At 54.5% G+C, this 24,420-nt stretch carries 14 protein-coding genes; all 14 read left to right on the forward strand.

The features are described 5' to 3' along the window. Nucleotides 1-97: 97 nt before the first annotated feature. Nucleotides 98-9,025 (forward strand): beta strand repeat-containing protein, encoded by an 8,928-nt coding sequence (locus tag AC1931_RS14030; protein ID WP_483877909.1) that lies wholly within the window; start codon nucleotides 98-100, stop codon nucleotides 9,023-9,025. Between the two features lie 99 nt (nucleotides 9,026-9,124). Then, nucleotides 9,125-10,024, forward strand: a complete 900-nt coding sequence (cysD, locus tag AC1931_RS14035) for a sulfate adenylyltransferase subunit CysD (RefSeq protein ID WP_483877910.1) — start codon at nucleotides 9,125-9,127, stop codon at nucleotides 10,022-10,024. Beyond that, nucleotides 10,024-11,973: a sulfate adenylyltransferase subunit CysN gene (gene cysN / locus AC1931_RS14040; RefSeq protein ID WP_483877911.1), complete on the forward strand. Its 1,950-nt coding sequence runs from the start codon at nucleotides 10,024-10,026 to the stop codon at nucleotides 11,971-11,973. The genes cysD and cysN overlap by 1 nt, the downstream gene beginning before the upstream one ends. A 33-nt stretch (nucleotides 11,974-12,006) precedes the next feature. Beyond that, nucleotides 12,007-14,958 (forward strand): sulfotransferase, encoded by a 2,952-nt coding sequence (locus tag AC1931_RS14045; RefSeq protein ID WP_483877912.1) that lies wholly within the window; start codon nucleotides 12,007-12,009, stop codon nucleotides 14,956-14,958. Between the two features lie 138 nt (nucleotides 14,959-15,096). Beyond that, on the forward strand, nucleotides 15,097-16,335 hold the full coding sequence (locus AC1931_RS14050; RefSeq protein ID WP_483877913.1) for a TolC family protein: 1,239 nt from the start codon (nucleotides 15,097-15,099) through the stop codon (nucleotides 16,333-16,335). Next, nucleotides 16,332-18,668, forward strand: a complete 2,337-nt coding sequence (locus tag AC1931_RS14055; RefSeq protein WP_483877914.1) for a type I secretion system permease/ATPase — start codon at nucleotides 16,332-16,334, stop codon at nucleotides 18,666-18,668. Before AC1931_RS14050 ends, AC1931_RS14055 begins: the two co-directional genes overlap by 4 nt. Then, the gene (locus tag AC1931_RS14060; protein ID WP_483877915.1) at nucleotides 18,665-19,858 is read left to right on the forward strand and encodes an HlyD family type I secretion periplasmic adaptor subunit; all 1,194 of its coding nucleotides are present in this window, start codon (nucleotides 18,665-18,667) and stop codon (nucleotides 19,856-19,858) included. Before AC1931_RS14055 ends, AC1931_RS14060 begins: the two co-directional genes overlap by 4 nt. A 325-nt stretch (nucleotides 19,859-20,183) precedes the next feature. Beyond that, nucleotides 20,184-20,402: a helix-turn-helix domain-containing protein gene (locus AC1931_RS14065; RefSeq protein ID WP_483877916.1), complete on the forward strand. Its 219-nt coding sequence runs from the start codon at nucleotides 20,184-20,186 to the stop codon at nucleotides 20,400-20,402. Between the two features lie 29 nt (nucleotides 20,403-20,431). After that, nucleotides 20,432-20,629 (forward strand): hypothetical protein, encoded by a 198-nt coding sequence (locus AC1931_RS14070; RefSeq protein WP_483877917.1) that lies wholly within the window; start codon nucleotides 20,432-20,434, stop codon nucleotides 20,627-20,629. A gap of 71 nt (nucleotides 20,630-20,700) precedes the next feature. Next, nucleotides 20,701-21,111, forward strand: a complete 411-nt coding sequence (locus AC1931_RS14075; RefSeq protein ID WP_483877918.1) for a response regulator — start codon at nucleotides 20,701-20,703, stop codon at nucleotides 21,109-21,111. 35 nt (nucleotides 21,112-21,146) lie between these two features. Continuing rightward, nucleotides 21,147-21,551, forward strand: coding sequence for a bactofilin family protein (locus AC1931_RS14080; RefSeq protein ID WP_483877919.1), 405 nt, complete (start codon nucleotides 21,147-21,149; stop codon nucleotides 21,549-21,551). A 130-nt stretch (nucleotides 21,552-21,681) separates the two neighbouring features. Next, nucleotides 21,682-22,185: a bactofilin family protein gene (locus AC1931_RS14085; protein ID WP_483877920.1), complete on the forward strand. Its 504-nt coding sequence runs from the start codon at nucleotides 21,682-21,684 to the stop codon at nucleotides 22,183-22,185. A gap of 376 nt (nucleotides 22,186-22,561) precedes the next feature. After that, complete coding sequence (locus AC1931_RS14090) at nucleotides 22,562-23,665, forward strand: hypothetical protein (RefSeq protein WP_483877921.1); 1,104 nt, start codon at nucleotides 22,562-22,564, stop codon at nucleotides 23,663-23,665. Between the two features lie 22 nt (nucleotides 23,666-23,687). After that, nucleotides 23,688-24,257 (forward strand): transcription termination/antitermination protein NusG, encoded by a 570-nt coding sequence (gene nusG, locus AC1931_RS14095; RefSeq protein ID WP_483877922.1) that lies wholly within the window; start codon nucleotides 23,688-23,690, stop codon nucleotides 24,255-24,257. Nucleotides 24,258-24,420: the final 163 nt, after the last annotated feature.

The following is a 24,420-nucleotide window of genomic DNA, read 5'->3' on the forward strand; positions in this document are numbered from 1 at the left end:
TAAGCGCATCAACTACTTATCAATCAGATAAATGTGCTTTAAGCGTTGGCGTAAAGTCATTTCCTCTTCATAAGATTAATAATAAAGGAGTCATTGCATGAACCCAGAGGGCAAGCAGACCAAATCACATGAGGGCGCAACTGAAGAGACAAAATATCAAGATACTCGGAATATCGATGAGCGAATCGACGCCTTTGTGTCAGGTGATGAGGTCGTACCTCGGCAGATAGACGAGAGCCATTCTGACTCCGATAAATCAGCGGCGGCCAAAAAATCCCAAGACCGTTTGGAAGAAGAACCTGCAATGGATTTTTCTGAGCTGGTTGATGGTGAAACCATCGATCTGATGACTGATGCCGTGCTGGTGGCTCAGGTTACTCCCCCTGCCGGTGACACCAGTACGCAGGGTGCATCTGAAGATTCCGACAAAGATACTGTTTCAGCAGATGATAGTGCCGCAGAGGCTGGCGACTCATCTTTTAACTATATCCCCTGGCTGTTCGGGGCCGGGCTCATTGGCGGTGCCGCTGCAACGGTGGCGGCTGGTGGTGGATCATCAAAAAGTACTGCTCCGGTGGATCAGGTTCTCACATTTGACGATCTGGGGGATGACGACGATACGACCAACGTGCTTGACACCGACAAAACCAGTTTCAGTGCTGAGATCAACGGTGAAGGAGGGGAAAAGACCTTTACTATCAATGCCCCGAACGCCGAGGTTGTTGAGTTGGTCGGTACACTGGTCAGTGCCCCCGGTGATGGCGTAGAGACAGTCGTATTTACGATTGATGATGTAGAAGGGGACGCACGCACCCTGACCATCAAGACAGCAGGCCTGGCCACCGATAACGATGCACACCGGCTGGTCTTCGATTTTTCTGACGGTGACCCTAACGATGTTGTGACCCTCGATCCTGCAAGTACCATCAGTGCTTTCAGTGAAATCGAGGTTGTCGCCGGAACCCTCAACGTTCTCGGAATTGAACTGCCTGCCGGAACCACTTTTGTCGTGAACTCCGGGCTCGAATTGTCTGTTGCTCAGTTCCTTGCTGCTCCCTCTATCACCAGTGTGACCGGCCATGGCGAAGTGACGATTATCGTGACCAGTGTCGAAGAGGCTGATGCCCTGGAGGTTTTTGTCGCTCAAGCTCAGGATCAGGTTCTGATCGGCACCAGCTATACCATTAAGGTTGCCGAAGGTGTTGAGCTGGATGAGAGTTGGGATGCTACCGAACTCCAGGCTGCTCTCGATGACGTCACTTATCCCTCCATCCCGGAACTGGCTGGCCTGATCAGTGATCTTGAGACAGCCATTCAGGAGCAGATCGACAGCAATGAAGCGGATATTGCCGCGCTGGTTGATGACTCAGCCGACAACGGTGGAACAGCCACCACCGCGTCCATCGCCGGACTGTCGGCTGCACTGACTGCGTTGCAGGATCTGGCCGGAGAGCTGTCCGACACCTTTGATGGCCGTCTTGACGCCGTGGAAGGGCAACTTGCCGGTATCACCGACACGGTCAAAGAATACATCGATGGAGAAATAGCCACCCTGCAAACCGCCATCGCAGGCAACGAAGCTGATATTGCCGCGTTGATTGATGATTCCGCCGACAACGGTGGAACAGCCACCACCGCGTCCATCGCCGGTCTTCAGGCCGCGATTACCGCGCTTGAGACTGCGACGGGCAGTGATGTCAGTGACCTGGTGGCCGAGGTTGGGGCGCCAGCCAGCGGCACGGTAGGTGACGATGATTATGTTGCCGCCACCGGTCTCTATCTGGCCATCGAATCCGCCGTTGCCGCCGCCGTCACTGATCTGGAAGGTCAGATCGCCGACCTGCAAACCGCCATCGATGGCCTCGAAGTTGCCGATATCAGTGGTCTCAGCACCGAATTGACCAGTCTGGGCGATTCCATCTCCGACTTGCAAACTCTGGCTAAAGATTTGTCCGAAACCTTTGATGCTCGTCTTGATGCTATTGAAGACACTCTGGATGGTCTGACCGATACCGTTGTCACCTATGTCCAAAGTGAAATTTCGGCTCTAGAAGGCACCCTCGAAACAGGGGATTACACCACCATAGAAGCCTTGAGCGATGCAGTCAAAGTCCTTGAAGGTGCCGGACTCGGTGATCCGACCGATTTAAGCTCGGTTGCCGGTCAGTTGGCAGCCCTTGCCGCCCGCCTTGGTGCCCTTGAAGCGCCGTCCCTGATTACCGCCAACGAACTCGACAACCACATCGAGCTGTTCGACTACTCCGGCGACAGTGACTTTATTCGAGTCGAAGCCGGCGAGGGCGATGACACTATCAATTCCTTCGATGGCACCACCGAAATCGTCGGCGGCCTGGGTGCCGACACTATCAACCTGACCTACAACGACAGCTCCGCCGACACCGTCGTCTACCAGACCGTTTACGATGGTCAGCACCTGCCGGTGACCACGGTGACTTTCTCCACCGATACCGATGACTACCGCGAAGGCGCAGTCCTCACCGTCACCATCAATGGTACCGAAATCAGCCATACCGTCACCGCCAAAGAAAGTGGAAATATCGAAGCGGCGTTAAATGGGCTGGCGTCTGAAATCAATGCCGAGCTGGTGCCTGTGGATGTGTCGAGTGCTGTGATCGGCACCAAGTTTTCTCTTTCTACCGATGAGGGAACTCCGGTGACGGCGGCAGACCTTGCGGCAGATGGTACCTATACGGTGCCCGAAGGATATCTGTTTCTTTCATTGACCGACCTCTGCAAAGAAGCTGCATTTAGTGCCCCCCCTAATCCACTCTACCCCGGTGAGACCTTTGTTCTGACCAGCGAGTCTTACTACCTTGACGACGATAATAAGCTTATCGCTGTTGAAGCAACAACGTACAAAAACTACTTGAGCTATGATAAAAGTGATACAGACCCTGCTGCCACGATGGCCACTCAGATCGTTAACGCCGACGCCCTGCTCGCCACCGTCGCCGTCAGCGACGAAGTCCTCACTCTGACCGGCCTTAGCGCCACCAACCTCACCGTCACCGCCGGTGGCGATGTCGAAACCGCTATCGACCACGCCGGAACCAAAACCCGGTACAGCGTCGAGTTCAGCAGTGACAGCGCCGACTGGCCCACCGCCACCAACGACGATAACAGCACAGAGTTTGATCGTGAGCTGAGTGTCACTCTCGATCTGACCCCGGATGACGACAGCGATACCGACGTTACCGTCAGCGCCGATGTGCTGTACAACGAAGATGGCTCGGTGAACATGACCGGCTCGGTCGCCGCCCTGGTGAGCGCCATCAACGCCGATACCAGTGTGAACGGATCGATCACCGCTGCAGTTAACAGCAGCGATAATTACGTGATCAACATTACCGCAGCTGCAATACCGGATACTGCCGACGACATCCCGAGCTTCACGGTGGTAAGCGCCCAGATCGACCAGAACGGCGCCCAGCAGGAGGTGACGGTCAGCTTCAGCGACGACGATGCCGACTATTACGACGGCGGTACGCTGAGCGTCACTATCAACGACGAAGAAATCAGTGTCGATATGGTTGCTGGTGACGCCGCAGCCTCGGTTAAGGCGCTGGTTGACGAAGTGACTCGGATTCAAGCGATCACGGATGTTGATGACACTGACTATTCTGCAGCCGTTGCCGGGGCGCTGGAAAGCGCCGTGCAGGCCACCGCGCCCTCAGGCGAAGAAGCGGTCATTTCCAGTGAAAGCACCACGGCTTTGGTCATGACCTTCGACGAATACGTTAAGGGTGAGTCTGTTTATTTGACGACCGATGCTTTTGTTGTGAGCGGAAATTATTTCTCGGTTGGTACCGGTTTAGTGGCGGCGGAAGAACTGGCCGGAACAAGCTATTCCAGTTACTACGGATTTGAAAGCCTCACCGCTGCTGCCGCCGCGTTGCAGGACCGGGTTGACGCGAACACGAACTTCACCACCGGGGATATAACCGTCACCGCCGATGAGGACGCAGGGACGATCACCGTGGCCTCAATCTATAACGTGACAACAGCGGATGGAATGAGCTATGCGGTCATGGCTGACCTGCCTTCGCTCACCCTCACCGCCAAAAGCGAAGCCGATTCCCCGCTCACCGTCACCTCCAGCCTCGATTACGCCGGGGTGCTGCAGACCGCGACCATCGACCTGGACGATGCGACCAGCTATACCAGCTACGCCGATGACACCGCTGCCGACCATGACGACTTTGCCGATGTTTATTACGACGGCGGCAAGGTCTATGCGACCATTACCCCGGTTGACGCCGATGGTCATGCCGATACCGAGAATGCGGTCACGGTCAGTGCGGATATGGTGGAGGGGATTAACGCCAAGCTGGCTGTGTTCGCACAGGGTTTTGTAACGACCGGCATGGCTCTGACCTTGCATCCCGCTTACCTGGAGGGAGGGAATCCATTCTCGTTCACTGTCTCCGGGGAGACATACGATTATACTGATTACACCGACTACCTTACCTTGAACTCTATTGCGATAGATGCTGATACGCTGGGGAACTTCCTGGATTGGCTTGGTGCCTTAGCGGGTGTGTCTGATGCATCCATTGAGAACAATGCAGAAGAAACAGCCTCCAATCTTGTTATTACGATGGAAGACGGTCTGGGCGTTGCAGATTTCCACTTGAGCGAAATGGGGCTTGTGGCCTCCAGTAACGTTCTTAATTATTCCGGAAGTGAACGAATTCCACCCGTTTCCGCTGCCGACGCCACCACCGCCGCCCTGGCCGATGCCATCAACACCGCCATCACCAACAGCACCGACAACCTAGACGACCTGCTCAGCAGCGCCAGCGTCGGCGACGACGGCACCATCACCCTCACCGCCGCCGAGCCGGGCGTCGAAACCTTCAATGTCAGCGCGACATTGGACTACGCCGGTGTGCAGCAGATTGCCACCATCAGTCTGGACAGCGACGCCACTTACGACACCACCTTCACCGACGGCGAAACAGTTGATGACAGCGCTACCGCTCGCGGTGCCGAGGTTTATTACGACGGCGGCAAGGTGTATGCGACCATTACTGGCGCAGGCGATGACGGTGAGTTGGGGACTGCCGATGATGTCGAGTTGACGGTTTCGGCGGATATGGCGGAAGGCAGTGGTGAAATCTGGTATGTCCAAGGGGAAGCTGCTGTTACGAGTGATATGACACTTCACGCGGGCCCATATAGCATCCGTATTGGTGATGGAACTTCCTATACAGAAATTGATACGAGTTCCGTTGATTACGACACCGATACCATTGGCACCTACATGGCTTTCCTCAGTGGGCTCGACCAGATTAAATCTGCTGAAATTGTTGCTGCTGGTGACGATGCCGGAATGATCAGGATTGAAACAGAAGTTGGTTATACATTGGATTATTTATCACTTGCTGCCAATATGTACCCATCTTCGGTAAATGGTATACCGTATAATGATGGTGGTTTAAAAAAATTCACACTGAATCGTAAGGAGGCAGGCGTAGATGCCGCCGCCGCCACCTCTCAAGCCCTGGTCGATGCCATCAACGACCATATTATCGGGGTCACTGAAGTTAGGACAGAGGATACCCCAGCGGTAATTAAGATCATCGGTAACTTCACAGAATCAACAAAAATCCATTCTGATAAGCTCACTTTGAGTTACACAATCGACTCTGGCGGATCATCTCTGTCTGATACGGTAACTTGGAATGGTGAAACAAACGAAGTTCCTGGTTATTATTATCCTGGCTACTCCGGCTATTATCCTGGCTACTCCGGCTATTATCCTGGCTACTCCGGCTATTATCCTTTCTACTCCGGCTATTTTATGCCAGGGACTTCTTACAATTATCTGGCAAACAATGATTCGTCTCTCGGTAATGCTAACCAGGACGCAGAGTTGAAAGATTTTCTTGCTTTTATCAGGAATATAGATGGAATCTCATCCGTTGCTCTTGGAGATGCTGATGGTGATGGTAATGCCGACGATATCGTCATTACCAGCGAAGGAAGTGGATCTGGCACATCTTTGTCCTTCACCATCAACGATCATGGGGCTGACTGGTTCACAGACGATGACCAGGAATTCTCTGCCAGCGGAACCGATGGAGATGTGATTACACCAGCTGTACCAGCAGATCTGGCCGGCATACTGGAATCGGCCAGCTACGACAGCTCGACCGGCGAAATCACCCTGACCGCCGCAGTTGCTGGCAAAGAAACCTTCAAGATTTCCGACGTCACCCTCGATTACCAGGGCGTCAAGCAGATCGCCACCGCGCAGTTCAGCACCACCGATAGCGATTACTACGAAGGCGGCACCATGACCGTGACGATCAACGATGGAACGGCGGACATTCCGGTTGTTGCCACCATGGTCGCCGCCAGCGCCTCAGGCAGCATTGCCGCGCTGGTGACCAAGCTGACAACCGAAACCGCACAAGGCGGCGTTCTGGACGGCATTGTCGGCAGCGTCTCCGCCGCCTCTGACGGCACCATCACCCTGACTGCACCAACCGCCAGTGATGACATCGCCTTCACCATCACCGACGCCGAAATTTCCACCACCGGCACCAAGCAGGAATCGACGGTTGCGTTCAGCTCTTCGGCCGATGATTACTACGATGGCGGTGAACTGAGTGTGACCATTGACGGGGTGACCATCAGTGCGGATATGGTTGAAGGTCAGATGGTGACATATACAGCTTCAGTTGCCCTGACCGATAGTGTTACTTTTGCAAGTGAAGTGCCAAATGTAGCAGACCTGGTTCTGCTCTCCCCTGAAGGTGATACTGTAACAATCGATTGGGATGAATACGACGGCGATCCGATCAGCGCAGTTTGTACGGATCTTATCGATAATGTTGCAGCTATTGCTGATGCTGGAATTGATGCTGATGGCATATTCTACCAGACTCTTGCTTCGGGTTACGAGATTGATAGCAGCTATTCCGGGTCCACGACATTGGCCTTTGATAGCCCTGAGGGTGGCTTCATTTTCGGTAACTATGCTGTTGTCGAAAAAGACGGCGTCAGTGTTCAGGCTCTGGCCGACGCTATTCAGGATGCGATTGATCAAGATCCCGAAAATGCGGATCAAGATAATCCAAGCCTGCAAGGCACTATCGGCGAGGTCTCCGTCTCCGGCACCACCATCACCCTGACCGCTGCCGATGTCGGTGCGGACAGCTTCAGTATTGATTCGGCAACCGCCAATGTCGCGGCGGTGACGCAGGTGACCGAGCTGGACTTCTCTGCGACGAGTGACGAGAACTTCTACGTCACGGGCGATGACGGCAACCAGGGGACATTGAGTGTAAAAATCGCCGGGGTCACCGTCACTGCCGACATGGCCGACAGCAAATCGGCCAGCATCCAGAACCTGGCGGACCGGATTATTGCGCTCCGTGATGGTACTGAAACCGTTCCGCAGGACCAAGCCATTGCCGCCGCTGTCGGTACGGTCGAGGTTTCCGGTGACAGTTTGCTGCTCAGCGGCGCGGCTGGCGGTGTCGACACCATGGAGGTTGGCGACCTGACCCTGACGACCCCCTACATCAATGGCTCCAGGCATGAGGTGACCATCCAGTTCAGCAACACCTATTTGGATTCGGACGACATCCTCGGCGAAAGCATCAGCATCACTCTGGATGACATCACCACCACTCTGACCATAGATCAGGCTCTGCTCGACGGCATCACCGGGGACCGGTCCGAAGGGATCATCGCCGCATTGCTGAGCGCAACCATCGCCGACCACCAGGCTGCCACTAGCAGCTACCTCGACCTGACCGCTGCGGCGAACGCACAGACTACCAATATGCTCACCTTTGTCGCTGATACTCGCGGCTTCGGTCTGCTCGATGAGGTGACCGTTGCAGTCACGACAGATGGTGGCAACCAGGTCAGCCCGGTCGCAGCCATCCTTGAAGTGATCGACCCGGGTGTCGACGATATTGCTGACAGCACCGATTCGAGTACTGTTGTGGTCAATTCTACGGACGGTTCCGGCAAGGCTGTAACTGGTGCGGACGGATACACCCTGAACGACGATGATTCGACCGACGATAGCCTGGAGGTGACCAATGAAACGGTCGAAGGCATCGACCCCGATCCGGAGGATCAGATCGTCACCAATCCGGATGATGATGACGATTACCTGGGGGACAGCGCCCTGACCGGTGCGGCAGGTATTGTGCAAGAGGTCACCAACCCGGCTGATGATGACGATCTCTACGGGGATGATCCGCTGAGTGGAGCGGACGGCGTGGCGCAGGATGTCGAAAACCCGGATGACAACAGCGACCTGGAAGGTGTTGCAGATGGTTATTACACCGAAGAAGCCGGCACCGACACCCTGTACTACTCCGACGGCACATCGACAACGACCGATGCCGACAAGATCGACCAGACCAGCACCGCCGGCGCGGTGGTAGGTGAGCTGGCCGACACCGACACCACCAGCGGTGATTTCGATGTCACCGAGGAGGCAGAAGGGATTGAAGCCTATGACTGGGATGAGGCGACAACCACCAGCTTGTTCGGTGGTAGTGATGAAGCCGATATCATCAGCAACTTCCAGGTAGAGATTGACAAGATTGCAGTGGACGGTGATTTGGCGGACAGCCTCATCTCCGGGGATGTAGAAGCCTTCTACGCCTGGAACGATTTTAACCTTAGCTTAGATGAATATGGTCTCGTGTCAGCGGGTCAAAATACTGTCAATTCCAAGTCGGTGACTGCTGCCGACCTGGACAACGCTAACGCCATTGCTGATCTGCTGAATAAAGTTTTCGATTTTGACGGCGAGGCAACAGATAACGGTGCCCTCAACACCAGTATTTTCGCGGTCAACGCAGCAGATGACAGTTCACAAACAGCGATCTGGGTGCATGAGCAGAGCACAACAGGAGATGATACGGTTGAGGCTTATGAGTTAAGTCTGCTGGCTCTGGTCGATACCATCGGTGGCGAATTCAGCTCTACTGACTTCGAAGGAGTCGATTTTACATATATGATTCCTGCATAACTTTTTGTCATGTTTTCGTCAAACAACGCCGCCTCTGAACAGGCGGCGTTGTTTTTTCCTTTCCGCGCCCCCTCTGAATGCAACAGATATTCACGATAGATGAACTTAACCCATTTAAAACAACTTGAAGCTGAAAGTATCCACATCATGCGTGAGGTGATTGCCGAATGTGATCATCCGGTAATGCTGTATTCCATCGGCAAGGATTCCTCGGTAATGCTGCATCTGGCACGCAAGGCGTTTTACCCGGCGAAATTACCCTTTCCGCTGTTGCACATCGATACCACCTGGAAATTTAAGGAAATGATCACTTTCCGCGACCGTATGGCTGCTGAATATGGTGTTGAGCTGAGGGTACATACCAATCAGGAGGCGCTTAGGCAGGGCATCAATCCTTTTGTCCACGGCAGTGGAATCTACACGGATCTGGCTAAAACGGAAGGGCTTAAACAGGCTCTTGATTTATCCCGGTTTGACGCTGCTTTTGGTGGTGCCAGGCGTGATGAGGAAACGTCCCGGGCCAAAGAGCGGATCTTTTCGTTTCGAACCGATACCCATCGCTGGGATCCTAAAAACCAGCGCCCGGAGCTGTGGAATATCTACAATACCAGGGTCAACAAGGGGGAGAGTATCCGCGTCTTTCCTCTGTCCAACTGGACGGAGCTTGATATCTGGCAATATATCGACCAGGAGCATATTCCTGTTGTTCCGCTCTATTTTGCGCAAGAGCGCCCGGTGGTCATGCGGAACGGTCTGATGATCATGGTTGATGACGCTCGCCTGGCGCTGCAGCCCGGTGAACGTGTTGAAATGAAATCCGTGCGCTTTCGGACCCTTGGCTGTTACCCCCTGACGGCTGCTGTTGAATCAACCGCCGCAACAGTGCCGGATATTATCGAGGAAATGCAGCTGACCAGCACCAGTGAAAGACAAGGGCGGCTGATTGATCATGATCAGGCCGGTTCGATGGAAAAGAAGAAGCAGGAGGGGTATTTCTGATGGCCTATCCATCAAGCCCGATGGCAACGGGTGCTCCTGCCGGTCGAAAGACGCAACACCGCAAAGATCTGCTGCGTTTTATCACCTGCGGCAGTGTCGACGATGGAAAAAGTACCCTGATAGGAAGGCTCTTATGGGATTCCAGACTCATTTTTGAAGATCATCTGGCGGCGCTGGTTGCTGATAGCAAAAAGCTTGGAACCCAGGGTGATGAGATCGATTATGCCCTGTTGCTCGATGGCCTTCAGGCGGAAAGAGAGCAGGGGATTACCATTGATGTCGCTTACCGATTTTTCTCGACCGACAAGCGCAAGTTTATCGTTGCCGACACCCCGGGGCATGAGCAATACACCCGTAATATGGTGACCGGGGCATCGACGGCCGATGTTGCGGTGATCCTGATCGATGCACGTAAGGGAGTGCTGACCCAGACCAGACGCCACAGTTACCTGGTTTCTCTGGTAGGAATCAAAAAGATTGTGGTTGCCGTCAACAAAATGGATCTGGTTGGCTACAATCAGGCATGTTTTGATGCTATTTGCCATAATTACCGGCAAATCGTCAGCGCCCTCAATGTTGATGAAGTCACCTTTATTCCTTTGTCGGCTTTAAGAGGTGACAATGTTATCAATCCGTTGCCGCCGGTAGCTACCGGTTTCAGGGGCGACGTTGCCGATGATACTGCCGCTGCAAAAATGACTTGGTACCAGGGGCCGAGCCTGCTTCACTATCTTGAACAGGTAGAAATCAATGACGATTCCGCCCAGCAGCCGTTCAGGATGCGGGTTCAGTGGGTGAACCGGCCAAGCCACGATTTTCGTGGTTTTTGCGGCACCCTGGCTGCAGGGACCATCAGGCCGGGTGACCCTGTTGTCGTGTCATCGTCGGGACGCACCACTAACGTATCACGTATTGTCAGTATGGATGGAGATCAGGATGTCGCTGTTGCCGGGCAGGCCGTGACCCTCTGTCTGGACGATGAAATCGATATCAGTCGCGGCGACATGCTCAGTCATCCGACCTGCGAACCAGCTTGTGCCGATCAGTTTCAAGCCAGGGTTGTCTGGCTGCATGAAGACCCTCTGTTGCCGGGACGCCGATATCTGCTGAAAGCCGGGTCAGCCTCCGTGACCGCCCAGATCACTGAGATGAAGCATAAGGTCAATGTTAATACCCTGTGCCTGGAGCCAGGTAAGACCCTTGACATGAATGAGATCGGGATATGTACGATCAGTATCTCCAGACCGATTGCTTTCGACCCCTATGAGGAAAACCGACACACCGGTAATTTTATTCTGATTGATCGCTTGAGTAACGCGACAATCGGTGCCGGCATGATGGAATTTCCATTACGTCGGGCCACCAATATTCATTGGCAGACCATCGCTATCGACAAGCGCAACCGCGCCCGCATGAAAGACCAGAAGCCGATGGTACTCTGGTTTACCGGGCTCTCCGGTGCCGGAAAAACGACTATTGCCAATCTGGTCGAACAAAAGCTCCATTCTCTCGGCAAACATACCTATTTGCTTGATGGAGACAACGTCCGTCATGGTTTGAACCGCGATCTTGGATTTACCGCTGCAGACCGGGTCGAGAATATCCGCCGGATTGCAGAGACCGCCAGGCTGTTTGTTGATGCCGGCCTGATCGTACTGGCCGCGTTTATTTCCCCCTTTAAAAATGAGCGGCTCCTGGCCAGGGAATTACTGGATGAGGGGGAATTTGTCGAGATTTTTATCGACACCCCACTGGACATCTGCCGACAGAGGGACCCCAAGGGGTTGTATGCCAAAGCCGGGAGCGGCGAACTGAACAATTTGACCGGGATTGATTCACCCTATGAAGCCCCTGAGTGTCCTGAGATTCGCATCGACGGCTCACGTTTGACAGCTGAAGATGCTGCAGACAATATCGTCAACATTCTTTTTGGTGAGGTTTTAACCTGACGTTGACAGGGTTATTTTAAAAGGAAAAAGCAGTTGATATCTAACCAGAAAACCAAAACCTGTCTCTTTCTTTCCGAAGCCTGCCTGCTCGATCGTAAAAGTGGTGCGGCGCAGAGTGCTCTGGCGATATTACAGACCCTTGGACAGAACGGTTGGGCGTGTCATGCGGCAACAATGACGTTGTTCGATGGCGACGATGAATACCCCCTCGCCGAGGCATATCCTGAACTCGATCCAGCTGTTCATACTGGTACAACAGTGAATGTTGCAGTCTCGCAGCTGCGGCAGAAAATTTTCGTTACCAGTTCAACCCGGCACCGGGCACTACGCCCCTGGGAGTTTCGAGCTTATCGCGATATGGCCGAAGAGCTGCTGGCGCAGCTCAAGCCCGATATCGTGCTGACCTACTCCTCCGAGGCGCTGCAACCGCTGCTGGCGCAGGCGCAGCAACGCGGTGCGCGGACGGTGTTTTACCTGGCCAGTGCCGGCTATGCCATGCGTGATGGTTGCAATTTCCGGTATATCGATGACTTCCTGATGCCGTCACGGGCTCTGGTTAAACTGTATCGGGACAAAAAAGGCATTGAAGGACGGGTTGTACATAACCCCGTCGCACAATTATTCGAAGGGAGTCGTAACCTTGACCCGGTACGTATCTCGACGCGCCGCCAGCGTTACGTGACCATGGTCAATCCCGAACCAGCCAAGGGGGGACTATTCTTTCTCAATATTGTCGGCCAGGCCGGGGCACTGACTCCGGATATCCGCTTCAGGGCCGTGGAAAGCCGCTGGGGGCGTGCCGACTGGGAGGCAAAGGGGGTCGATCTGACCCTGCTTGATACGATTGACTGGCAACCGGCAACCGATGATATTGCAAAAATTTATCAGGAAGCAGCTCTGCTGCTGGTTCCGTCTTTGTGTTTTGAAGCAGCAGGCCGCGTCATCGCCGAAGCCCTGCTGGCCGGGGTGCCGGTACTGGCGATGAACAGTGGCGGAATTGCCGAGCAACTGAACGAGGGCGGTTTTCTGTTCGATCCGCCGGCAGCGATGAAGGATCATTTTTTCGCCTCGCCGGATAAAAAAGATCTGCACCAATGGGTCAAGTTTATCAAGGTGTTGATGGAAGATGATACTCTCTATATCCGAGCGGTCAAGCTGGCACTGCATGCGGCCCGGATGCACGAACCCGGTGCAAGCAGAACAGCAATCGTCGAAACCTTTGACTTCTTGTGCGCCAAACCAGCGCTGACGAGTATCGGTGCCGACCAGGCAGTACGCGATACCCTGGCAGCGCTGCGCCTGAAAATGAACCATCTGCGCGAAGCGGTCAATGCGCGACTGGAGCAGGTGGCCGAACCCATGAAAAATGATGCGGCAAAAGATCCCTATATTGACATCCTTAAAATGTCGCTGGCGCAACCGGCGATCCGCGATGCCATGACGGCGCTGAAAAGTAATGACCTGGAGCGCGCACGGGCGATTCTGGAGCAGTATCTGCGGATTCTTCCGGAAGATCTCACCGCCCTTGGATTGCTGGCCGATACAGCGGATAAACAGGAACGCGACCATGAAGCGCGCCGGCTGATGGAACGGGTGGTCGAGTTAGCTCCCGGGTTCCTGCCCGGTCAGCAGCAACTGATGCGATATCTGCGCCATGCCGGGGATGCGGAAGCGGCCCTGAAGCTGAGTGCGGCGTTGGTGGCACGAGTCCCGAATCAGCCTGGCTATCTGGTATTGCATGCCAGCCTGTTGACGACGGCCAATCGTTTCGAGGAAGCAATCGATACCTACGAACGTTATTTTTCTGCCAATCCCGGCCAGGCCCACGATTGGATGCATTATGCTCTGGCGCTGAAAACCCTGGGTCGGCAGCAGCAGGGGGTTGATGCATACCGCCGGGCCATAGCGCTGGCTCCTGGACATGGAGCGGCCTGGCACGCGCTGTCGAACATGAAACTGGCGGTCTTCACGAATGAGGATATCGCGCTGATGGAAGCACAGCTGGAGCGGTCCGATCTGGCCGAAGACGACCGTTACCATATCAACTTCACCCTCGGCAAGGCTTATGAGGATCAGAAGAACTTCGCGGCTTCGTTCAGCAACTACGCTGCCGCTAACCATATCCGGCATGGCCAGACAAATTATGCCATCGACCCGCTGGAAGAGTATGTCGCCGGAGTAAAAGAATTGTTTACCAAGGAATTCTTCAGCGAGCGCGATGGTTGGGGTGATCCGGCTGAAGATCCGGTTTTCATCGTGGGTCTGCACCGGGCCGGGACGACCCTGACCGAACAGATCCTGGCCAGCCACAGCCGCATTGAGGGAACCAGGGAACTGACAGACATGCTGCACATCGGTCGTGATTTCGGCGGTATCGGGGCAAAAGGTCAGGAACAGGGGATCAATGCCGCCCTGTTGCGTGATCTGTCGGCAGCTGAAAGTGCGCTGCTGGGGCGGAAATATCTCAGCATGACCCGCGAAGAGCGCAAGACGCAGCGACCGTTGTTCATCGACAAAATGCCCAGTAACTGGATGTACGCCGGGTTGATCCACCTGCTTCTGCCGAACGCGAAAATTATCGACATCCGACGTAAGCCGATGGCGGCGGGGTTTGCCCTGTTCAAAATGAACTTTGGCCAGGGCGTGGATCATGCCTACGATCAGCAGAACATCGCCCGTTATTATCTGGCCTATGCCGACCTGATGGCTCACTTCGACGTAGTGTTGCCGGGGCGCATTTATCATATCCAGTATGAAACGCTGGTGGATGACACGGAAACAGAGATCCGCCGCCTGATCAAGTATTGTCGTGTGCCGTTCGAGAATCGGTGTCTGCGCTACTGGGAAACGGAGCGGGCGGTGCAGACCCCTAGTTCAGAACAGGTGCGTCGGCCTATTTACCGTGATGCGATGGAGCAGTGGCGCAACTACGAACCGTGGCTTGGACCGATGCGGGAAGCATTTGGTGACCTGGCATTGAACTGATCAGACGGGCGAGCGCGATGGTCAGGCATGCTGCCAAGGCGGCTGACCCCTTGTCGCGGTACCCAGATCCGGCGGCGTGGGCGAAACGCGATGGATCAATAGCTCGATAGTTACCGGCTTATTAAGGCAAGGGATATCATGTCAAAGATTTTAGCTGTTTGTTTGTTTGGGTTGACTCTTTTTGGCGCACCACACCCAGCCGTGGCCGCTGAAACCCTGCCATCCTTGTTACAGGAGGCTTTGGCCCAGCATCCGAGCGTGCGCTTGCGACAGAGCGAGCTGCGGGCCGCTGACAGTGATCTGCAGAGCGCACGCTGGGGCCGCTTCCCGTCGGTTGGGGTAACCACACAGCTGGTGGGGGGTGGTGATTCCCAGGCGGTACTGCGGATTGAACAGCCCTTGTGGACGGCAGGACGGATTACCGGAGAGATCGATTATTCCAGTGCTGCCAGGGCCGATGCCGATGCTGCACTAGGCGAAACCCGTCTAGAGTTGCTGGAGGAAACAGCCTCCGCTTTTTATGAGCTGGCCCGGCTGCAGGACCGGCTGCAAATTGCCCTGGATAATGAGACGGAACACCGTCGTTTACTCGATACGATCCGGCGACGGGTCGTTGCCCAGGTCAATCCGACAGCCGACCAAACCCTGGCTGCGTCGCGTCTGCATCAGGCGGTCAATGAACGGCTGACGACCGAACGGCAGTTGGCCATGACCCGTACCCGCCTGGAACAGATCGTCAATCGGTCAATCGGCAATGTCCTTGCGCCTGGACAAATGTCCTTTGAAATGAACAATTCGACCGATTTTGAAGATCGCGCTCTTGATTATTCACCCACCCGCCGCCGATTTACCGCTCAATCGCGCCAAAGTGCTGCAGATATCAAGCTTCAGCGTTCCCAGGTTTTTCCGGCCGTCGTGGCCGGATATGAGCGGGTCTTCGGGGATACCAGCTACTCCGGGATGAGCCGCGATCGAACCTATGTCGGATTGCAACTGCAACTTGGTGCGGGGTTGTCAAGCTATTCCAGGGTTCAGGCCGCCCATGCCCGGAATCAGGCCTCATACGACCGGATTGCGGCTCACGAACGGGAACTGCGCACGACGGTTCAACATCTCCATGCAGAAATCACGAGTTTACGTGCGCAGGAACCAGCGGTTCGGCAGATGCTGGTTGATGCTGATGAGATCGTCGAATCCTATCTCCGTCAGTTTCAGGTGGGGCGTAAAAGCTGGCTCGATGTCCTGAATGTCCAGAGAGAAAAAGCCCAGGCTCATTATGCCCTGACCGACCTTGTATACCCGCTGCAGCTGGCACAGGTTCGCCTGCTGCTATGGACCGGCGAACTTAACGAACATAACCTGGAAGAGCGCTTATGACGATTCACAATAAAGTTGCCCCGGATACAGGCATTCACGGAAGGCAAAGCACCGCATCCAACGTAGCTCCGAGGCCGGCGAATACCGGTGAGGAAACTGAAACCATCAGTCTGGCGGACCAACTGGCCATGCTGCTGCAGCGGCTGGCGGCCCTGCAGGGGGAGGCGGTGCCGGCTCATCGCTTCAGTATGCTCGAACACAGTCGCGATGGTGCCGAACTGGCGCATCTGCCGGTTGCTGAGCAGATGCGGGAAATGTGGCTGGCACGCTTTCGACGGGGACTGGTGCGCACTGTTGTGGGGGGCGAACTCACCCAGCGCGACTTCCCCCTGATCTGGGTCGCTCCTTACAGCGAAACCACTGAGCGCGGCGCTGCTTATCTGATTCGTGGCCGTCTCAGCAGTGGGGCCTGCACTGCCGAAGACTGCGACGGTCTGACTCTGGAGCTTGCTGCCGACGAACTGGCGCAAGGGCAGTGGCTGCGCTTGCGGGTCAAACCCGACAAGCTCCACATCGGCGCTAAGGCTCCCGAGAGTGCCGGTGACTGGTTTGCCTTTGCCGTGCGCAAACAGCGGCGGGTGTTTCTCGAAGGGGTTTTTGCGACCTTTGTGATCAGCAGTCTGGCGCTGTTTGCCGCCCTGTATACCATGCAGGTCTATGATCGGGTAGTGCCGACCAGCGGTTTTGCCACCCTGTGGGTCCTGACGATAGGCGTTGTGCTGGCCATTGGCCTGGAATTCATGATGAAGCAGGCACGAGCCCATATTGTCGAACGGGCTTCCAAGCAGATCGATATCGAACTGGCCGGGGTGTTTTTCGGCAAGGCCCTGGATATCCGGATGGATGCCCGGCCGGGGACGGTGGGAACCTTCGCCTCGCAGATCCGTCATTTTGAAGCAGTGCGTAACTTCATGACCTCATCGACCCTGTTTATTCTCGCCGATGCTCCCTTTGCCCTGTTTTTTATCGGCGTTATTGCTCTGGTTGGTGGGATAGTGGCCCTGGTGCCGACGGTGATGGTACCGGTTGCGGTATTTTCCGGGCTGATCGTCAGTCGCAAGATCAAAGAGTACACCCGTCGCCAGATGGATGAATCGAACCGTAAGAACGGACTGCTTATCGAAGCCATCGACGGGATCGAGTCGATTAAGGCCTGCGGTGCCGGCTGGAAGATGAATGATCGTTACCGTGACCTGACAGTCTCCCTGGCAGAAAACGACATCCTGCTGAAAAAGGTGTCGATCCGCGCGACCAATCTGTCCCAGTCGATCCAGCAGGTCAATTACGTTGGCATGATTGCCGTAGGGGCTTATGCCATCACCAGTGGGCAACTGACCATGGGGGGGCTGATTGCCTGCTCGATTATCGCTGGGCGAGCCCTGAGCCCGATCGCCCAGATTCCGCAGATGGTGTCCCAGTGGAGTAACGCCAAAATTGCCCTTGAAGCTCTGGATAATATCATGAAAATCCCCAGTGACCGGCTTGACGACAGCCGTCTGGTGGTCCCTGAGAGGTGCAGTGGTCAGTTGCGGATTGATCAGACAAGCTTTGGTTATATTCAGGAGCGTCCGGCGCTACAGGTGGAAAGTTTGCAGATCAAAGGTGGTGAGCGGATTGCCGTGGTGGGGGCGGTCGGTTCCGGTAAATCAACCCTGGTCAAGCTTCTTTCCGGGCTCTACAAGCCCCAGAACGGTGCGATTTTTCTTGACGGTATCGATATGGAGCAGCTGGCCCCGGACTTTCTGCGTGAGCACATCGGCTATCTCCCCCAGGATGTACGGTTGTTTAACGGCACCCTGCGGGAAAATCTGACCCTCGGGCTGCCGACTCCGAGTGACAGCCGGATTCTGCGGGCGGCCCAATTGACCGGTCTGGACAAGGTCATTGCCGGTCATCCCCAAGGGTTGGAACTGATGATCGCCGAAGGAGGGCGGGGGCTGTCCGGTGGACAGCGCCAGTTGGTGGGGCTGACCCGGTTGCTGATCATGCGCCCGCGTATCCTGCTCCTCGATGAACCGACGGCCTCCATGGACTCCCCGCTTGAGGGGCGGGTGATGGATCATCTGTTCAAGGAAATGCCTAAAGAGACCGTGTTGATCATTGTCACCCACAAATCGGCGATTCTGCCCCATGTGGAGCGGATCATTGTTGTGAATGAGGGGAAAATCGTTCTGGACGACAGTCGCGACAAGGTGCTGGCGTTGATGCGAAAACCGGCAACGCCGACCACGGGGCAGGGGTTACAACAGAAGACCCAGGGGGGGACCCCTCCCATCTCCCGTGCTGCCGTTGAGACGGGTGAGGCTCGGTTGCAAGCAGGAGGGGCACGATGAAACTGTTCTGGTTTTTACGTTCCTCGGATGTGTCTGATGAAGATGTCAACCAGGAGCCGCGCTCGCGGGTGGTGATCTGGGGGACGGCTCTGGTGTTGGCCGTGTTTGTCGGCTGGGCCTATCTGGCGGAGATTGATGAAATTACCCGGGCACCGGGATCGGTGATCCCCAGTTCGCGTACCCAGTTGATTCAGTCCCAGGACGGCGGCACGTTGGAGCGTTTACTGGTGGCGGAAGGGGATATCGTCGACGCCGGACAGTTGCTGGTGCAAATCGACCGTACCCGCGCCGAAGCCGCTTTTCTGGAAACCCAGGCCCGTTACGCCGCTCTTTCGGCCTCGGCGGCACGACTGCTGGCCGAGGTGCTTGATCGAGATCCTGACTTTCCCGTACTCCTTGACCAATACCCCCATTTGCGGGCCAATCAGCTTGAGCTGATGAAAAAGCGCCGTTCATCCCTGAACGAGGAGTTGAGTGCCTTTGCCAAAGTGCGGGAACTGGTCGAGCGGGAATTGGAAATGAACAAGCCCCTGGTAACGTCGGGGGATATCAGCCTGACCGAAGTGCTGCGCCTTGAACGGCAGGTCGCCGAACTGACAGCGCAGATCACCAACAAGCGTAACGGTTATCTTCAGGATGCCCAGAACGAACTCAGCCAGATTACCGCGGAGTTGAGCAGTGTGGAACAGCAGATGGCCCAGCGCAAAAATCTGCTGGATCAGACGGAACTGTTCGCGCCGCTACGGGGCGTGGTTAAAAATGTTCGGGTGACGACTGTCGGTGGGGTAATCCGCCCAGGTGAAGAGGTCATGCAGATTGTGCCGCTGGAGGATGATCTGGTCATCGAGGCCCGCATCAATCCGCGGGATATTGCCTTTCTGAGCATCGGCCAGGAAGCCAGGGTCAAGATTGATGCCTACGATTACACTATTTACGGTGACCTGCCCGGCAAACTGATTTTTATCAGTGCCGACACCCTCAAAGATGAGCTGAAGCAGGGTGAGCAACCTTATTACCGCATTCGTGTCCGGACCGAAGGGCGGTGTTTCAGCGCGACCCCGGATCGCGACCTCGATATTCAGCCCGGCATGAATGCCACGGTGGAAATATTGAGCGGGCAACGTACGGTATTACAATATCTGACCAAGCCGGTAGTCAAGACCCTGAGTGAATCAATGGGGGAGCACTAAAACGTTTTTCAGGTGCCGTGAATTGTTGATCAACGATCCGGGGCTTTTATTCTGGACTATTGTTTTGAAAGTCTTCTCAGCGAAACAGTGCCTTTCATATTGAAAAGATAGTCTGCTCCTTTCGTCTTTCCTTGGCGCCAGATCCCTTTCCTGTTCCCGCCCTCAAATCTAAGGCCATGAAATTATTTAGGAATATAATTTCATTGGGCAGATTCCAAAGTAGGTTCGCTTTTTGCTCTATAAAAAAATTAAAAAAACAGACAGATAAAAATGTGATCAGGGTTTGTCAGGTTGCTGTCGCTGTTGCTAAATGAAGGATGTCGATATGACCAGAGATGAACAAATAGGAAGCCTCGTCAAGATGCGGCGAGAAGAGTTGCTCGTGGGAAAAGCCGAACTGGCAAGGATGACCGGTTTATCCGTTCAGACCATCGACCGGATTGAGAGGGGGCATCAATGCCGCTACTCAACGATCGAAAAAATTATTAATGCCTTAAGAGTTCGCTTTGATGAGTGTCGCAGCCCTTATCTTGATGCTACCTGACGAGTATTCGCACAGACGGTTTAAAAACAATGGATTACACATCATTGATGGTTCATGCCTACAGCATCGTCACCGGACAGAGCCATGAGGAAGCTCTTGACTCATTGGGTATTGCCGGCCTGATAGCGGTTGCGGATATCTGCCCGGTAGAAGATGAACCGTTACTTGAAGATTTATGTCGGGATGCGCGCGGGGTTCTTGCATGGACGGCAGCCGACAGAATATAGGGCTACCAGCAATAACGCGACCCGACTGATTCGATCTGTCAGCGGAAAAAACCTTATTGATGGAGTGAGTCATGTCGTTGTCCGTTATGTTTGTTGATGATGAAAAGCCCATTCTGAATTCCCTGAGAAGGATTCTGCATCCTTTTTCGGACGAATGGAAATTTACTTACGCCGACAGCGCAGAAGGAGCATTGATCGCCCTTAAAATCATACCTGTCGACGTTATCGTTGCTGATATGTGTATGCCGGGTATAGATGGTTTCGAGTTGCTAAGTGGTATCAGTGAGCAATACCCGGATATGGTGCGCGTCATGATGACCGGCCGAACCGAGTACGACATTTATCGTAATGGCAGGGAGATCAGCCACTATTTTTTGTGGAAACCGATCAAGGCCGAAGCATTGAGAGCCTTTTTACTGTCGGTATCAAACCATGATGCCGATCAGATAGCATCCACAATGAAAGAACATTTACTGGATTAGACATTTCATGAAACCTGTTAGTGAGGGCGAACAGCGTGTTTAAAAAGAAAAAAACAGCCGGTAAGCAGATCGACGTCTTTATTTGTGAGGGAGTTGAAATTAGTGGCGACCTTTCCTATGGCACATCAGCCGTTGTTGATGGTGCTTTTCAGGGGACCATCTTGAACGGGCGGAAGTTGACAGTCGGCACGAATGGGCATATCACCGGTGATATTCAGGTAGGCCATTTAATTATTGCCGGACAGGTAAATGGAAACATCAATGCCGAAAAGCGCGTGGAAATCAAGGAAACAGCGCAGATCTTTGGCGATATTGACACACCTGAACTGCATATTGCCGAAGGAGCAGTTTTTTCAGGAAAGCACCGCCGACCCAGGCGGTCGCCGCGTGACATCGGATCGCCATTGCGATCTGAGCTGGTTTACAAACCGATCCCCTGACAGTTGCCCCCGGCAGGAGGATCTTGATTCTTGTTCACAACCAGCAAACAACAGACCCAGCCTCAGGTACCATACCGGACCTGTCGTTCGATCTGTCTGTTAAGCGAACCCAAAATGTGGAGGTAGTCAGATGAAATTTTTTACCAAGGAAGGCCAGGAAGCTCCTGCGGGAACCCGCACCGCCAACATTGAGTCCGACTCGTTGACGAAGCAGAACGGCACCACTGACGAGAGTCATGGTGAAGGCACAGTCAAGGGTTCGCCCCTGGCTTATGAGGATATAAACAAAGATGTAACCATTGTCAGTGATAACTCCATTGTCAACGGGGAGCTTGACGTTAAAGGTGCCCTGGTTGTTTTTGGCAGGATTGACGGCAAGGTTCGATGTGATGCCGATGTGCTGGTTGCACCGTCCGGCAGGGTCAATGGTGAAGTGTTAGCCTTGAACCTGCAGGTTGGAGGACGAATTGATGGCAACGTGGAATGCGGTACGCTTCATATCCACAAAACCGGAAAACTCTACGGACAAACGGCAACCGACACCTTTGTTATCGATGCCGGCGGTTTTTTTGAAGGGCAAAGCGGGCGCCGGACGACCGACAACGTCACTCAGCTTAAGCGCAGTGCGTCCTGAACCGATCAATAGCATCCTGGCTGTCTTTGGACGGTGAACGGGCCTTTATTGCCGTCTCTGCCGTTTTGAAAGGCCCAGGTCGGCAGTGAGCTCTTATTCTGAACGTCTCTGGAGATGATCACTCCGGCAGACAGAGAAATGACAGTAAAAAAGGGCAGTTATTGTCCTGGCTCGTCATTTGCTTATTGGTCCGGCATACGTCCATGTAAGCTGCGAGCCGATTTTCTTTTTTGCTATGGAATGGCTTTGTCTAATATGTGGCCAGGCTGCAGACTCGACCGCGAGGGGTATATCCTGTTTGTTTTCTCTGATTAATTTTTCTGTCAAGCTCCTGTGCAAAAGCGCGCCAGGACGGCCAGGACCACTTGCGTCGCTGATGTTATTATCACTCGTTCAGGTGGTGCCGGGTCCCCTATGCGCCCAGGTATTTGTCGTTCGTGACTATCAGTCCGGGGTGACCCTGGCCGCAGGACAGCTTGAGGTTTCAGCCGACTACCTCGGTATGAACGATACCCTCGATGTCCTGGGCATCAAAGCCGCGCGGAGCGCATCAGTCAGTTCCCGCGTTCGCAGTGACAGCCTGGGCGACCTTGAAGGGGGACGACTGCTGGTCTCCTACGGGTTGACAGATCAGTTGATGGTTTCGGCGGGATACAGTTACCGCATCTTTGATGTCACCTTCGCTGATTTATCGGTTGACAACTACCAGCTCAGTGTCAGCCGGCGCCACAATCTGTATCAGCGGCCCGACGCGTCAGCCGCTTATCTGTTCAGTGTTCTCGGTGTCAGACACAATCGCTCAGCGGACTTTTCGACGGAAAGAATACCGGATATTGATTATCTGGCTCGTAAGGTATCAGACCGGGTCAGGGTTACCGAAGAGCCGGGACGTATCGTTATTCAGTACGATGAACTGATCTACAGTTCGCCCCGGGTGGCCCGTGACGGAACCGTAAAGGATCCCCTGCAGCTGGGGTTGAGCCACAGCAACGATACAACCCTGTATCTGCGGGGCGGAGCGGGACGGCGCTGGGAGCGGTTTAATATCGCCCTGTTTGCCGAAGTCGGTTCAACCTGGATTACAGGGCACCTGGAGCATAATCTGGAGGATTACGGGGTGGATACCAGCAGCCCGCTGCTGAAGAACCTCGACACCGATCTCGATCGCCGCGAGCATTATGCCAAAGCCGGTATTGATCTGTATTACGAAACCTTGTTCGGGGTTGCCGCCCACGTTGGATATGCTTACCAGTTCCTGCAGCGAGACGGCGGGCTGAATGATTACCAGAGCAATCATACCCTGAGTGCCGAACTGGTCATGCGACTGAATCGCCAGATCGCCCTGACCCTGGGCGGCAGCTATTATCGCAACCATTTTAACGGACATATTCCGTTGCTTTACAACCGTTATACCCAAAGTACCTTTGCCCGCGATTATGGAGTCGTGACCGCCGGCATGACCATGGTATTCGGGCGTTAAACGACAGAAAAGAGACAGCGCGATGCTGGAACCGGATGGCCAGGACAGTTCAAACAAGCCTTCAGGCGCGGAGGCAGATCTCCCGCGGGTGGCTTTTCCCTGGTATCTGGTGCGAACCAAGCCCAGACAGGAACATCTGGCCTGCTGCCAGTTGCTGCGTCAGGATTACCAGGTTTACCTGCCCAGGTACCGGCAATGGATCAACAGGAACGGAGACTGGCAGCCGGAAGAAACCCCCTGGTTTCCCGGATATCTGTTTGTCAGACAAAGCGATGAGGATCAGAGTCTGGCACCTGTTCGAAGTACTTACGGCGTACTGAACCTGGTCTCCTTCGGACCGCAGCCGCAACCCGTGGGCGACGCGTTGATCAACCGGCTTAAAAAGCTCGAACAGCAGCAGCAGCAAAAGTACGACAAAGAATTCCGGCTGCCGTTTAAACCCGGCGATCGGGTGTTGATTGACGAGGGGCCACTACGCGGGCGCCGGGGGATTGTTTCCAGATGCGGTCAGGAACGTGTACAGGTTCTCTTGTCCATGCTCGGCCGAACCGTCAAAGCCAATGTCAAGGCCGGGGCCCTGGTCGTCGGCTGAATAACCTCGAAGGTGGTTTGGCTCGTATGAGAAGGTGCGCTTTATAGGCCCTGCTCGATTTAACAACTATCCAGAATAATTGATAAAAATCGAAAGCTATTGCGTTTCGAAAGGGCGGTAGCTTGTCCTGAATTCGATATTCTACGCACCGAACAGGTCGTCA

The sequence above is a fragment of the Pelovirga sp. C15f genome, from assembly GCF_057178085.1.

Bases quoted from the DNA above. Each gene is read 5' to 3' on its own strand.
- AC1931_RS14070 (WP_483877917.1), top strand. From the start codon at position 20,432: ATGGATTACACATCATTGATGGTTCATGCCTACAGCATCGTCACCGGA.
- AC1931_RS14060 (WP_483877915.1), top strand. From the start codon at position 18,665: ATGAAACTGTTCTGGTTTTTACGTTCCTCGGATGTGTCTGATGAAGAT.
- AC1931_RS14030 (WP_483877909.1), top strand. From the start codon at position 98: ATGAACCCAGAGGGCAAGCAGACCAAATCACATGAGGGCGCAACTGAA.
- AC1931_RS14065 (WP_483877916.1), top strand. From the start codon at position 20,184: ATGACCAGAGATGAACAAATAGGAAGCCTCGTCAAGATGCGGCGAGAA.
- AC1931_RS14090 (WP_483877921.1), top strand. From the start codon at position 22,562: ATGTTATTATCACTCGTTCAGGTGGTGCCGGGTCCCCTATGCGCCCAG.
- AC1931_RS14055 (WP_483877914.1), top strand. From the start codon at position 16,332: ATGACGATTCACAATAAAGTTGCCCCGGATACAGGCATTCACGGAAGG.
- nusG (WP_483877922.1), top strand. From the start codon at position 23,688: ATGCTGGAACCGGATGGCCAGGACAGTTCAAACAAGCCTTCAGGCGCG.
- AC1931_RS14075 (WP_483877918.1), top strand. From the start codon at position 20,701: ATGTCGTTGTCCGTTATGTTTGTTGATGATGAAAAGCCCATTCTGAAT.
- AC1931_RS14085 (WP_483877920.1), top strand. From the start codon at position 21,682: ATGAAATTTTTTACCAAGGAAGGCCAGGAAGCTCCTGCGGGAACCCGC.
- cysN (WP_483877911.1), top strand. From the start codon at position 10,024: ATGGCCTATCCATCAAGCCCGATGGCAACGGGTGCTCCTGCCGGTCGA.
- AC1931_RS14050 (WP_483877913.1), top strand. From the start codon at position 15,097: ATGTCAAAGATTTTAGCTGTTTGTTTGTTTGGGTTGACTCTTTTTGGC.
- cysD (WP_483877910.1), top strand. From the start codon at position 9,125: ATGAACTTAACCCATTTAAAACAACTTGAAGCTGAAAGTATCCACATC.